This is a genomic window from Nodularia chucula CCY0103 (assembly GCF_963923915.1).
Taxonomy (GTDB): domain Bacteria; phylum Cyanobacteriota; class Cyanobacteriia; order Cyanobacteriales; family Nostocaceae; genus Nodularia; species Nodularia chucula.
The window spans coordinates 1-12,299 of record NZ_CAWUOL010000124.1 but is presented as its reverse complement, the minus strand read 5'-3'; the positions used below and the strand labels follow the sequence as shown (position 1 = coordinate 12,299).

Genomic DNA, 12,299 nt, shown 5'->3' with positions numbered 1-12,299 from the left:
ATAATTTACTTAATTTACTACTTGCTTTATTCGGAAAGTGACAGAAGAGGGATATAAAGTGATTAAATTTAAACCAATAATAGTTTTGTGGGCTTTTCCTGACCAAAAATAACCCATTAATTCGGCATTTTTTGGGTTGCTATAAATCTTTTCTATAACCGTGTCATCTACACTTAATATTCCTCCTACCAGGTTAATTATTTTCTCTATTATGTTGAATAAATCTTTGGGTTCGTATCTCTCCCTCAACAAAAAGCGGTTTACACTATCATGTGAAACATCTCCCAATATCTCTGCTAACCTATTGCACCCTCCAAACTTTGGTTTTGACAGCAAAAATAAGGTGTAGAGGTCTAAATTACATTCTGCTGTGGATGGTTTACTTATTTCTCTAATTGTCCGATACCTATGACTAGATGACCCATAGTCATCAATGCACTGTTTTGCTATTATGTCAATACGTAAATCCCGGACTTTTTGGAGAAGTTAAAATTCTGATTACATTGATGTTTTTACCGTGAATTTACGGTAAATTAACTTGACCATACCCTGGAAATATATTAAAGTTCGGAGTATACACGTATATTTAATTATGTTAGCAAAATATCATATTCAGTGTTTATCATCCCGTACTTAACTCCTAGTTGGGAGTTTTGAAAGTTTAAGATAGCGACTTATTGTATGCGTGTATTCTTTAAACCATCTGAAAAAGGAAATAACTTGTGATCAAGTTGTCTCATATTCTCACTCTCCCCCTCGTAGTTGGGACTGCGGCCACTGCTGTTGTTGCTAGTACACTTCCCGCCCACGCCTTGACCTGGACAGCCAACAACATCCTGTTTGCAGATGGAGGAACCTTGACTGGTTCATTCGATTTCGTAGGAAATGCTTATCAAAATGTCAACCTGACACTTACTGGTCCGGCAATTCTGGGTGCTGCTGGAACCACACCATCAGGTCCAAATGGAACAATTACGTTCAATTCAGCAGCTCAAAATGCGGTCGCGGCAAATCCTGTATTATTCTGGTTTACTAATGACGGTCAGTTCTTCAATTTTGTACCTCCTGCAACTGTCACATTTTCAACTGGTGTGTTCATAACCGGCTTGGATTTAACTACTCCCGGTATAACAACCCCAGGACCTGCTAGTAATTATGGCGTGTTTGGCTCAATACCTGTTGATTATGCCAGTGGTAACTTCGTAAGTCAGGACATTCCCTTTGACATCCCTGGAGGTGCAACCATACCCACCATCGGTGCCGTATTAGCTCTGGGACTGATGAGAAAAGCTAAAAAAAGCCTGGCATTAAAAGCCCAAATGTCCCAGAATATCAGCAGCAAAGTTAGCGTTAATTAACTTTTCCAGATTGAGAGGAGTGGGTACTGGGTATTGGGTATTGGAGGAAGAGCAAAAACTCGACAATTAATTATTGTCACCTCTATCCCTGCAACCTCCCACACCTCCCACACCTCTCCTGACAGGTGTAAGTGTTTTACTTGGATATGAATGTCCAAAAAAATAGGGTAATTCTGGAAACTCCAGAACTACCCTATTTTTATTGAAACTACAACCAAAATTAATTAAGCAAAAGCAGCAGTTTTGACATCGTTATTTGCCAAAATTTCTTGCAACTCATCAGAATCTACTGTTTCTTTTTCCACTAGCATTTTGGCGATTTCATCCAGAATGTGGCGATTGTTCACTAATACTTCTTTAGCACGAGTATAAGCTACATCCACCAATTTACGGACTTCTTCATCAATGGCAGCAGCAGTTTCTTCGGAGAAATCACGTTCTGACATGATATCTCTGCCTAAGAACATATTACCTTGCTGACGACCCAGAGCTACAGGCCCCAAGCGATCGCTCATGCCAAAGCGAGTAATCATCTGACGGGCTACACGGGCTACTTGTTGCAAGTCGTTGGAAGCACCTGTGGTAACTTCTTCATCACCAAAGATTAATTCTTCCGCTAAACGACCGCCTAAAGCTACAGCCATTTGATTTTCCAGATAAGCACGGCTATACAAGCCTGTATCCATCCGGTCTTCACTGGGAGTAAACCAAGTTAAACCACCAGCACGACCGCGAGGAATAATGCTGATTTTTTGTACTGGGTCATAGTCAGGCATCAAAGCACCCACTAAGGCGTGACCAGCTTCGTGATATGCTACCAGGGTTTTGCGTTTCTCGCTCATTACCCGGTCTTTCTTCTCTGGGCCAGCTAACACCCGATCAATGGCATCATTAATTTCATCCATCGCAATTTCAGTTAAATTGCGTCTTGCTGCTAAAATTGCGGCTTCGTTGAGCAAGTTGGATAAATCTGCACCAGTAAACCCAGGAGTCCGACGGGCGATTTTATCTAAGTCTACATCCTTGGCTAAGGTCTTACCACGGGCGTGAACTTTGAGAATTTCGCTACGTCCTGCATAGTCGGGACGGTCTACAACTACCTGACGGTCAAAACGACCGGGACGCAATAAAGCTGCATCTAAGACATCAGGACGGTTGGTGGCGGCAATAATGATAATGCCTGTATTACCTTCAAAACCATCCATTTCGGTGAGTAACTGGTTAAGGGTTTGTTCCCGTTCATCGTTACCACCACCTAAACCTGCACCCCGTTGACGACCTACAGCGTCAATTTCATCGATAAATACGATACAAGGAGCGTTGGTTTTGGCTTGTTCAAACAAATCGCGGACGCGGGAAGCACCCACACCGACGAACATTTCTACAAACTCGGAACCGGAGATGGAGAAGAAGGGTACACCAGCTTCACCGGCTACAGCACGAGCGAGGAGGGTTTTACCTGTCCCTGGAGGTCCAACTAATAATACACCTTTAGGAATTTTGGCTCCAACTGCGGTAAAGCGGTCGGCGTTTTTCAAAAAGTCTACGACTTCGTTTAATTCCAATTTGGCTTGGTCAATACCTGCGACATCGCCAAAGGTGACTTGAGTTTGTGGCTCCATTTGCACTCTGGCTTTGGATTTACCAAAGTTCATGGCTTGGTTTCCTGGGCCACTTTGAGCGCGACGTAGTAAGAAAAATAAGCCCACTAGAAGCAATACAGGGAAGAATAAACTGCTCAGTGTCCTAAACAAGACTCCTTCATCTGTTTGGGGCTGAACTGAAATATCAACACCCTTTTCGGATAAATTATTGATTAAGTCAGGGTCGTTGACTAAATTTACAATCTTTTTCTCACCATTGCTGGAGGTAACAACCGCAGCAGAGCGGTCTGCACTGAGACTAACTCTATCTACTCTGCCGTTGTCAACTTCTTGAATAAATTGACTGTAGCGCCATGTTTCTCTGGTTTGAGGTTGTTTGTCTAGGAATGCTGTTCCTAGTGCAATCACAACTATAAACAGTAGCGCGTACAGCCCCGCGTTTCTCCATCTTTTATTCACTGAGGTCTATCCTCCTGTATTTTCTGTGAGTTAGCATAGCTTCTCTGATATGAGAGGGCATTATTAAAATTTATGTTAACTTATCTTAAGGTATAACATAATGGTGTGGCTGTCATGTTAAAAAAGCTCCCTGATTTGTAGAAAACTAGAATGGTAGGGATTATATTGTAGCGACCCTGTGGGTTGCTGGACGGTATGAATGGGGATAATTTCCACTACACTATTAGTGTAGGCGATCGCCTCAAATCCCCTGATTAATTCCTGATTCCAAGGTGATTGCTGTACCATTGGCAGATATTCTATGAGTTGCGATCGCATAATTCCCGGTAAAATCCCTTCTGTTAATGGTGGTGTCCACCAACTACCATTCTGCCATCCCCAAAGGTTTCCTGTGGTAGTTTCTAACCAATTACCTTCTGCATCAATTAAAATCGCCTCCGGAAAATTTAACTCTTGGGCTTGAGTTTTTGCCAGCCAAGCACTGAGATAATTACCAGTTTTATGAGAAGGCAAACTACGATAAAATTTTGACAATGCCACAGTTGTGCTAATACCGTGTTGTTGTTTAGCGATTAAATCCGGTGGTAAGAATCTCCCAGTTATCCACTCTCTGCCATCTGCAAACAGAGTAATTCTGAGAATGGGGAAATGTGCCGCCAGAATTTCTGCACCTTGACGCACCAGATCCCAGTTAGGTTCTCGCCACCCAAAAGATTGTAAAGAAAAAAGTAGGCGATCGCAGTGTAGCACCCAGTTAGTTAAACTATGATCGAGGCTTTTACCATAAACCCGAACAGTTGTAAATACTGTAGCCCCATAAAGTAGCCCCGGATCATTAATTTCTAATTCTAGAGTTGAGGATTCTATAAGTTTCCCCTTATACCAATAAATAACACTCACTCATTTGCTTCTGGGAATGTAATCATATTACCCTCTGGAGTGCTAATTATCTTTGCCCCCAAAGCCTCAAGTTCCTGAATGGCTCTAGCAAGAGTTTTTTCATCAGATTGACTATTTAACACCATTGTCCAAGCTGATATTTTCGCCTGCTTACTGTCAGGATTTTCACTTAAAAAATTAGCAGTTTGCTGAGACCTGAGAGCAATGAATTGACTTTCTTCATCCGAGAAATTACTAGCCCACTCTGCCGCCGTAGCAAAAGATGTTTGTGCAGCCTGCGTATCCCCTAAAAATAATAACTCATCAATTCCTTTATAGCGCCACGCATAATAAGACTGGTGGGGAACCCCAGGAGATAAATGCTGTAAAGCCCTCTCCATAATTTCTATCGACCGTTCTGGCATACCCGCGTAAATAGAACTACCAGTAGAAAGACTCAAATAAGCGGCTAAAAATCTGGGGTCACGGTCTAAAACCACTTCTAAATACTCCGGAGTCATGCGATAACCAGTTTTAGCACGAGCTTCATCATCACCAAAGTATTGTAAATAACTCAGATACACCCAATTGGCGATTAAATTATCATAACCAAAGGTGGGTATTCTTTTAAAGAAATTTAGCTGAATACGTTCAGCATTCAGTTCTCTTTCTAAAGCCTCTACAGAAATATCTTCTTTACTTCTTAATAAAGTTTGCAGTTGAGGAAGTTGCAGCCAGCTTACTCCCAACAGGCATAAAAAACCCACCAATGGGGTGATTACAGCTTGACGAGATAAAAATAACATATCTAACTTGTCTTTTAAGATGCAGTGATTTTATTGTATAGCTGGGGAGTGGGGAGTGGGGAGTGGGGAGTGTGGGAAGCGTGGGAAGTGTGGGGAGTAAAAGCCTTTCGGTGTGTAACTTTTATGATCAGTTTATGTCCTAAATTCTTTTGCAGTTGCTGTATATAATATGACTTTTAATATAAATTTTATTTTACTGTAAATGGCTGAGAAAAAATTCTAGTTTTCGACCTCACCCCGTCATTGACTGATATGATAGTTGCCCCTCCCTTTGCTAAAAAGAGGGGTTGGGGGTGAGGTTCTGTATTTTCAACAGATTTGATTACTCAACATTGAAGCAGCAGTGTTCAGGCGCTACCGGTAAAGGCAACTTCAGGGAACTTCAATTGAGCCTCTGCCATTGGTCGTCTTCTGCCTTCCTCTTGCCAGTAATTAATTACTTCTGTGGCTTTGTTGAGCAATTCCACGCGGTCTACATCAGTAATCCAGTGTTTGGACTCTAATTCCTTTTTTAACTCTTCCCAGGCATCATTACGAGGCCAGAAGAAATATTTAGTCAAAGGACTTGTGCCTTTGCCTACAACTTGATCCACTGCTAGGGCAACGTTTTCGTCTAACCAAAGGATTTTCAGAATAAATTGGGTCAATCACACCTCCGGGGAATATCTGGGGATTAATACTAAGTTGCTAATGGCACGGGTGGAAATTATGCCCACTGTATGTGCTGTGCGATCGCTTATTTTAACGCAATACCTCATCGGTTGACCAAATAATGCTGGCAAATTGCTTTACCATGAGCTATGAAAATTTAAAGCTCCTTTAATTACCAAAGTCTATGACTACTAAATCCTCAGTTACAAGTATTGTGATTTTCGATATTGATGGTGTAGTGCGGGATGTCGGTAACTCCTACCGCCGGGCGCTGGCAGACACTGTAGAGCATTTTACCAATACAGCCTATCGTCCCACACCAGCAGACATTGACCAGCTAAAATCTGAAGGGCTGTGGAATAACGACTGGGAAGCCTCCCAAGAATTTATTTACCGCCACTTTGAATCTCAAGGACAAACTCGCCAGGAATTGGAACTAGATTACAAAACTATTGTCGCCTTTTTTCAATCTCGTTATCGAGGCACAGATCCAGAAAATTGGACTGGGTATATCTGTGATGAACCTTTATTATTACAACCCAACTATTTAGAACAACTCACAGCATCTGGTATTTCCTGGGGATTTTTTAGTGGTGCTACCCGTGGTTCTGCTACTTATGTTTTACACAAACGTCTAGGTTTACAGTCTCCAGTGTTAATTGCAATGGAAGATGCACCAGGGAAACCAGACCCCACAGGACTGTTTGCTACTGTGGAACTCTTGGAAAACCAAGTCAAAAATTTACCCATTATTTATGTGGGAGATACTGTAGCTGATATGTATACGGTCAGGAAAGCACGAGAGATAAATCCTCACCGTAATTGGATTGGTGTGGGAATTTTACCGCCTCATGTCCAAGAAAACGCAGCCGATATGGATGCCTATAGTCAAACATTATTAGCCGCAGGTGCAGCAATAGTTTTAAGTAATGTCCAACAACTAAATCCCGTTAAAATAGCAGAATTATTAAATGAAGCCACCACTCAAAATCGAGATAGCTGAAGAACCGAAACTTGATGAGACTCAATTCATTGTTCAACAACTGCTCGCATTCAATAGCCGTTGTGCTGGTGAGGGCAATTTTCGCCAATTAGCTGTTTTCTTACGAGATGCAGATGAGAATTTAGTCGGTGGGTTAATTGGGTCAACTTATTGGCAGTGGCTATATGTTGATGTTTTTTGGATACATGAATCTTACCGAGGAGGAGGTTATGGTATTTCCCTTCTAGCAACTGCGGAGCAGGAAGCGGTTAAGCGGGGTTGTCAATATGCCTATTTAGATACCTTTAGCTTTCAAGCACCGGAGTTTTATCAAAAACTTGGCTACGTTGTATTTGGCCAGCTATCAGACTTTCCTGTAGGACACAGCCGATTCTTCTTAAGAAAAGTGTTGCAATAGGCACGGCACAATAATCTGCTTGTACACCGACCGGATAAATTTGGTTGGTTGAGTTCGAGAGAATGTTTACGGCCTCTGACTTACTGAAGTTTCAAAAATTTATCTAAAGCTAATACCATACTGGGAGGCCAACGACGGATATTTGTTACCCAGTTAATATCTTTGTAACGATTATCCAACCCAAAAGCTGCTACCCAGTTGCTTTCTGCTTCGCCTTGGTTGCCGTTTACCCAGTAAGCTGCTGTGAGGGCGGCACGCATATCGGCAAATTGGGGATATTTGCGGACTATGTTCTTCATTTCGTGGATGGCTGCGTCGATTTCACCAGTTTCGTAAAGGGCGAGGGCATAATTAGCACGGGCAAAAGCGAAATTTGGCGCAATTTCTACTGATTTTTGATAATCTGCGATCGCATCTTGCCATTGTCCTAAACCTGATTTGGCATTACCCCGGTTGTTATATGCCATTGCATCATTGGGATCAAGTTCTAAAACATGATTATAGTCGGCGATCGCATCTTGCCATTTTCCCAAACCTTCCAAGGCTGTACCCCGATTTAAATAAGGATCAGTAGCATTGGGCGCTAGTTCTATCGCTTGGTTGTAATCTGTTAATGCTGCTTGCAATTTATTCTGACTTACCCGCGAATTTCCCCGGTTACTCCATGCGCCTGCATTCGTGGGGAACTGCTCAATAATCTGTGTCCAGTAAGTTTCAGCCGTAGCAAAATCACCCTTATTCGTCGCCTTCAAAGCCTTATTTGCTAGTTCATTTCCCTGTTCTAACTGTTCTTGAGTAATACTCGGTGTTTCAGGTAAAGCCATAACTGGAGTACACCAACCCAACACCAGCAACAAACTCAAAACAATCCCAATTAACTTGATCATCATCGATATATTTACCTTTAAAACTGTTGAAACACGATTAATACCCTCTGACTCTTCCCCCCTGCACCCTGCCCCCTGCCCCCCTGCCTCTTCCCATTCCCTTAACTACAATAACGATAACTGTTCATTAGGGGGCTTAAAACCCAGGTGCTTATAGGCTGAGGTTGTAGCTATTCTGCCACGGGGAGTGCGGCTGAGATAACCAATTTGCATTAGGTAAGGTTCATAAACTTCTTCAATTGTTTGAGTATCTTCACCTGTAGTGGCGGCAATTGTTTCTAATCCCACCGGACCCCCGTTAAATTGTTCAATAATCACAGTCAGCATTCGGCGATCTGTCCAATCTAAACCGCAGGGGTCTACTTGAAACAGTTCCAATGCTTCAGATGCCACAATTTCATTAATCTCACCCGATGCTTTTACTTCCGCATAATCACGGACTCGCTTGAGTAATCTATTCGCAATTCTCGGTGTCCCTCTGGAACGACGGGCAATTTCGGCTGCACCATCTGCGGCTATGGGGGTTTTGAGGAAGTCGGCACTTCTTAACACAATTTGGGTGAGTTCGTCAACTTCATAAAAGCGCAATTTTTGTACCAAGCCAAAGCGATCGCGTAGCGGTGAAGTCAAAGCCCCCACACGGGTTGTCGCCCCTACCAGAGTAAATTTGGTCAGTGGTATACTTCTAATTCGAGCGCTGGAACCTTTGCCCACGGTAATATCTAAACGATAATCTTCCATCGCTGGATAGAGAATTTCCTCTGTCATCCGCGAAAGACGATGAATTTCATCAACAAATAGGACATCTCCCGGTTTAAGATTCACTAGTAGCCCCACAATATCCCTGGGACGTTCTAGGGCTGGCGCACTGGTAATTTTGTAGTTTACTCCCATCTCCGATGCTAAAATCATTGCCATTGTTGTTTTACCCAATCCCGGAGGCCCATATAGCAGCAAGTGATCCAGCACCTCACCCCTTGACTTAGCTGCTTTGATGGCAATATCTAGCACATCCTTTAAGTCTTTTTGACCAATGTAATCAGCAAATCGCTGTGGTCTGATACTCTCTTCTTGCTTACCTTCTTCTTCTGTCGCAGCTTCCGGTTGCAAAATGTTCTCATTGGCGGGTGCGGGTACTGACTCCCGACGGGGTTTGTTTGGTTGTCCGTTGGGTTCTTGAGGCTGTTTTTTCGAGGAGATTATCGCCATAATTCAGCTATCAACTTTGACTTGAGGACTCTTTCAGGGCTATCTATGTCGCAATGGCTGCGAGTAAACACAGAGCAAAAATTTTCGGCGAGAACTACACGCGTCAATTTAGAATTAAATTCCAGTCCATTACCCAGGAGTAAAAAATTATTATGTTGTCTAAAAGAATCTTACCGTGCTTAGATGTGAAGGCGGGACGAGTTGTAAAAGGAGTTAACTTTGTAGACCTCAAGGATGCCGGTGATCCGGTGGAACTAGCCAAGGTTTACAATGAAGCCGGTGCTGATGAGTTAGTATTTCTGGATATTACAGCTACTCATGAAGACCGGGATACAATTATTGATGTGGTCTATCGCACTGCTGAACAGGTTTTTATTCCCTTGACTGTGGGTGGTGGGATTCAATCCTTAGAAAATGTTAAAGCTTTGTTACGTGCAGGTGCTGACAAGGTTAGTATTAATTCGGCGGCGGTACGTGATCCAGACTTGATTGATCGGGCTAGCGATCGCTTTGGTAATCAGTGTATAGTTGTGGCAATTGATGCCAGACGCAGACTAGACCCCAATAACCCCGGCTGGGATGTGTATGTCCGAGGTGGTAGAGAAAATACTGGTTTAGATGCCTTACGCTGGGCGCAAGAAGTGGAAAGACGGGGTGCAGGGGAATTACTCGTAACAAGCATGGATGCTGACGGGACTCAAGCTGGCTATGATTTAGAGTTGACAAGAGCGATCGCCGAATCGGTACAAGTTCCTGTAGTTGCTTCTGGCGGTGCAGGTAACTGTGAACACATTTATACAGCACTAACTGAAGGTAAAGCCGAAGCTGCATTACTAGCATCATTACTGCATTACGGACAACTCAGTGTAGCGGAAATTAAAAATTACTTGCGTGATCATTCAGTCCCAGTCCGGTTGTAATCTTCATGAATGAAAGTTAATTCTCAACTCACCACATCCATCATGGGTTGCATACAGTTCTCTCAAATAGTGTTAACATAAATTTACAAGTATGAATAAATATTAAGAAATGTTATGTTGATTGTTATTTTGCTATTTGACGTAGCGCTAGTAGCATGGTCACTCCACCTCATGGAAAAAGCCGTAGAGCATAAAGAATTTTCCTTAATGCTGGCGGGGACATTGGTAGCCTTGGCAGCTGCTGCCATGTTGGTAGTTTATTTCCTCATGGGACACTGTATGACTTACTTATTACAAGTGTCCTAAAAAATCCAGCAGAGTGACAGATATACTTAGCAATTACATTAATTTCCCTTGACAAAGCTGAAACATTCAGGCATAATTGAAAAGCATCGCATGGGGCTATAGCGCAGTTGGTAGCGCATCTCAATGGCATTGAGGGCTAGTTCCCTGAAACAGCTATATAAGCATACTAATTTCTGAATTTATCCTATGTTCTGCCATAAACTGACATAGGTTAATGCGGCAAATAAAAGTTCAGAAGAATGGTAATTCTTGCATTATCAGATGGACTCACCAAGATGAAAGGTACAGTCTGACTTGGGGTTTGTGGGAAGATGCTTCAGAAAGAGCTAGGTTAGATTATTGTGGTAAATTAATATACCAGGATTGTTTGATAGGTCAATTTGACCCTACACTGAACAAGTATAAGTTTTGGTTACAAGGGATTACTTACTCTGGTAATGGAGGAGCAAAGCCTCCTGAATCAAAGTATCCTCCCCTAATTGAAATGCTTAAGCTAAGGATTGATGATAACTACAATTCTGCTGATCAATCACTACTCAAACTTCTGCAAAGATATAAAAAGCAAATCAAAACCAGTCAGGATGCTAAGGAATTTCTAGACTGGCTTGATGGTAGAGGTATTAAACAAAATAGTAAAAAGAGATATTTGGCTATTTTGCAGGTGCTTAGAAAGGATTTATTTGGTAGTTTTCAGGTTAAGGTTCCAGATAAGCCAAAGGCTAAACCACTGACTATTAATGAAGTGAATATGATTCTAAGTTCTCTGCAAAGAGATCCTTTTTACAATCACTACCATGATTTTATACTGCTATTACTTAACACTGGATTACGTCTTAGTGAAGCAATTGGTTTGAGGTGGCAGGATATTGACCTACAGAAAAGGGAAATTCATGTCTATGAAACTTTATCCAGAGACAGAGGTAGTAGCTCTAAAAGGGTAAGGAAGACCACCAAAACAAATGTTTATAGGATTGTGCCTATGAATAGCAAAGTGTACCAAATACTAAAGGTTAGGTCTGAGTCAAAGAATAAACAAGAGTTGATTTTTACTAGCCCTAAAGGTCTACCACTTGATGATCACAATATAAGCCAAAGATGCTGGAAAATAACTTTGGAAAACTTAGGTATTCCTCACCGTCCACTCTATGTCTGTAGGTCAACTTTTATTAGCCATTGTATTAGCAGTGGTATTCCTCCTCATGAGGTGGCAGACTTAGTTGGTAATAGCCCTGAGATAATCTTTAAGCATTACTTGGGTAGCATTAAAAAGCCTAAGCTGCCTGAGTTGTAAGCAAGTAAATAATCATTCCATCTATAAAAACCTTTAGTCTAGAATATTTATCTGACATGCATAACCCAAAGGTAAAAGAAATAGTTGAGGCACTAGAGCTTTCTGTTGCAGAGTTGAATGATACTGTTGAACTCTTAAAAGCATGGGATGAAGTTTTACAATTTGACCAGCCAACTTTAGAAGGTCTGACTAGAAAAGCCCTAAATAGTAGTTTTTCTAAGGTTCAGTCACGGCTAAATTCCATTTACATAAGACTTTTTATAGGGTAAATAGACTAGAAAAGAATTAACTTGATGAGTTAGCTAATCTTGTAGTTGGCTCATCAAGTTAATTAGGGCTTGCTGAAAAAGTCGTGAAAAAACAACAGAAGAAATAAGTAGGTAATCAGGCAGTAGCAAAGATAAGTTTTTGTTGACTAAAAATGCTCAAAGCATCACTTTTATTAATCAAGGAAGGTAAAAAAGACGTAGTTTGGAAAAATTGACACAAAAATCCCCAAAAAAGCCGTAATAACAGAGTAGAAAGATTC

The 12,299-nt window shown here is 41.8% G+C and carries 13 protein-coding genes and 1 pseudogene; 7 read left to right on the top strand and 7 right to left on the bottom strand.

Translation table 11 applies throughout. The features are described 5' to 3' along the window. Positions 1 to 42: 42 nt before the first annotated feature. Positions 43 to 396: pseudogene (locus ACM0OP_RS22270) on the bottom strand (IS701 family transposase); the annotation flags it as partial. A 326-nt stretch (positions 397 to 722) separates the two neighbouring features. Here ACM0OP_RS22270 and ACM0OP_RS22265 point away from each other — a divergent pair. Beyond that, a complete protein-coding gene (locus ACM0OP_RS22265; RefSeq protein WP_414530596.1) occupies positions 723 to 1,358 on the top strand; it encodes a hypothetical protein in 636 nt (211 codons plus the stop codon). 224 nt (positions 1,359 to 1,582) lie between these two features. Here the strand turns inward: ACM0OP_RS22265 and ftsH3 are convergent, their stop codons facing one another. From ftsH3 to ACM0OP_RS22245, 4 genes are all read right to left on the bottom strand, one after another. Then, the gene (gene ftsH3, locus ACM0OP_RS22260; RefSeq protein WP_414530595.1) at positions 1,583 to 3,421 is read right to left on the bottom strand and encodes an ATP-dependent zinc metalloprotease FtsH3; all 1,839 of its coding nucleotides are present in this window, start codon (positions 3,419 to 3,421) and stop codon (positions 1,583 to 1,585) included. A 117-nt stretch (positions 3,422 to 3,538) separates the two neighbouring features. Beyond that, on the bottom strand, positions 3,539 to 4,312 hold the full coding sequence (locus ACM0OP_RS22255; protein WP_414530598.1) for an aminotransferase class IV: 774 nt from the start codon (positions 4,310 to 4,312) through the stop codon (positions 3,539 to 3,541). Positions 4,313 to 4,317: 5 nt separating this feature from the next. Next, complete coding sequence (locus tag ACM0OP_RS22250; protein ID WP_414530594.1) at positions 4,318 to 5,106, bottom strand: hypothetical protein; 789 nt, start codon at positions 5,104 to 5,106, stop codon at positions 4,318 to 4,320. Positions 5,107 to 5,453: 347 nt separating this feature from the next. Then, entirely contained in the window at positions 5,454 to 5,753 is a 300-nt protein-coding gene (locus tag ACM0OP_RS22245; protein ID WP_089092518.1) for a 30S ribosomal protein PSRP-3, read from the bottom strand. Between the two features lie 188 nt (positions 5,754 to 5,941). Between ACM0OP_RS22245 and ACM0OP_RS22240 the strand changes: the two genes are divergently transcribed. Together ACM0OP_RS22240 and ACM0OP_RS22235 are read left to right on the top strand one after the other, a co-directional pair. Then, complete coding sequence (locus ACM0OP_RS22240) at positions 5,942 to 6,760, top strand: TIGR01548 family HAD-type hydrolase (RefSeq protein WP_414530593.1); 819 nt, start codon at positions 5,942 to 5,944, stop codon at positions 6,758 to 6,760. Further along, positions 6,729 to 7,157 carry a GNAT family N-acetyltransferase gene (locus ACM0OP_RS22235; RefSeq protein WP_414530592.1) on the top strand — a complete coding sequence of 143 codons (429 nt, stop codon included), beginning with the start codon at positions 6,729 to 6,731 and terminating at the stop codon, positions 7,155 to 7,157. The genes ACM0OP_RS22240 and ACM0OP_RS22235 overlap by 32 nt, the downstream gene beginning before the upstream one ends. An 80-nt stretch (positions 7,158 to 7,237) precedes the next feature. Here the strand turns inward: ACM0OP_RS22235 and ACM0OP_RS22230 are convergent, their stop codons facing one another. Continuing rightward, positions 7,238 to 8,044: a tetratricopeptide repeat protein gene (locus ACM0OP_RS22230; protein ID WP_414530597.1), complete on the bottom strand. Its 807-nt coding sequence runs from the start codon at positions 8,042 to 8,044 to the stop codon at positions 7,238 to 7,240. Positions 8,045 to 8,149: 105 nt separating this feature from the next. Then, positions 8,150 to 9,253: a Holliday junction branch migration DNA helicase RuvB gene (ruvB, locus tag ACM0OP_RS22225; RefSeq protein ID WP_414530591.1), complete on the bottom strand. Its 1,104-nt coding sequence runs from the start codon at positions 9,251 to 9,253 to the stop codon at positions 8,150 to 8,152. A 152-nt stretch (positions 9,254 to 9,405) separates the two neighbouring features. On the opposite strand from ruvB, the gene hisF reads away from it, so the two are divergent. The 4 genes from hisF (at position 9,406) to ACM0OP_RS22205 (ending at position 12,039) form a co-directional block, all read left to right on the top strand. Further along, on the top strand, positions 9,406 to 10,173 hold the full coding sequence (gene hisF, locus ACM0OP_RS22220) for an imidazole glycerol phosphate synthase subunit HisF (protein WP_414530590.1): 768 nt from the start codon (positions 9,406 to 9,408) through the stop codon (positions 10,171 to 10,173). Between the two features lie 114 nt (positions 10,174 to 10,287). After that, positions 10,288 to 10,479: a hypothetical protein gene (locus ACM0OP_RS22215; protein ID WP_006196909.1), complete on the top strand. Its 192-nt coding sequence runs from the start codon at positions 10,288 to 10,290 to the stop codon at positions 10,477 to 10,479. Between the two features lie 301 nt (positions 10,480 to 10,780). After that, the gene (locus tag ACM0OP_RS22210; RefSeq protein ID WP_414530589.1) at positions 10,781 to 11,770 is read left to right on the top strand and encodes a site-specific integrase; all 990 of its coding nucleotides are present in this window, start codon (positions 10,781 to 10,783) and stop codon (positions 11,768 to 11,770) included. A gap of 56 nt (positions 11,771 to 11,826) precedes the next feature. Next, a complete protein-coding gene (locus tag ACM0OP_RS22205; RefSeq protein ID WP_414530588.1) occupies positions 11,827 to 12,039 on the top strand; it encodes a hypothetical protein in 213 nt (70 codons plus the stop codon). The last annotated feature ends 260 nt before the right edge of the window (positions 12,040 to 12,299 follow it).

What these genes read in the sequence shown, in the direction of transcription:
- ACM0OP_RS22250 (WP_414530594.1), bottom strand. Translation starts at nt 5,106, where the DNA reads ATGTTATTTTTATCTCGTCAAGCTGTAATCACCCCATTGGTGGGTTTT.
- ACM0OP_RS22240 (WP_414530593.1), top strand. Translation starts at nt 5,942, where the DNA reads ATGACTACTAAATCCTCAGTTACAAGTATTGTGATTTTCGATATTGAT.
- ACM0OP_RS22235 (WP_414530592.1), top strand. Translation starts at nt 6,729, where the DNA reads ATGAAGCCACCACTCAAAATCGAGATAGCTGAAGAACCGAAACTTGAT.
- ACM0OP_RS22230 (WP_414530597.1), bottom strand. Translation starts at nt 8,044, where the DNA reads ATGATCAAGTTAATTGGGATTGTTTTGAGTTTGTTGCTGGTGTTGGGT.
- ruvB (WP_414530591.1), bottom strand. Translation starts at nt 9,253, where the DNA reads ATGGCGATAATCTCCTCGAAAAAACAGCCTCAAGAACCCAACGGACAA.
- hisF (WP_414530590.1), top strand. Translation starts at nt 9,406, where the DNA reads ATGTTGTCTAAAAGAATCTTACCGTGCTTAGATGTGAAGGCGGGACGA.
- ACM0OP_RS22215 (WP_006196909.1), top strand. Translation starts at nt 10,288, where the DNA reads ATGTTGATTGTTATTTTGCTATTTGACGTAGCGCTAGTAGCATGGTCA.
- ACM0OP_RS22205 (WP_414530588.1), top strand. Translation starts at nt 11,827, where the DNA reads ATGCATAACCCAAAGGTAAAAGAAATAGTTGAGGCACTAGAGCTTTCT.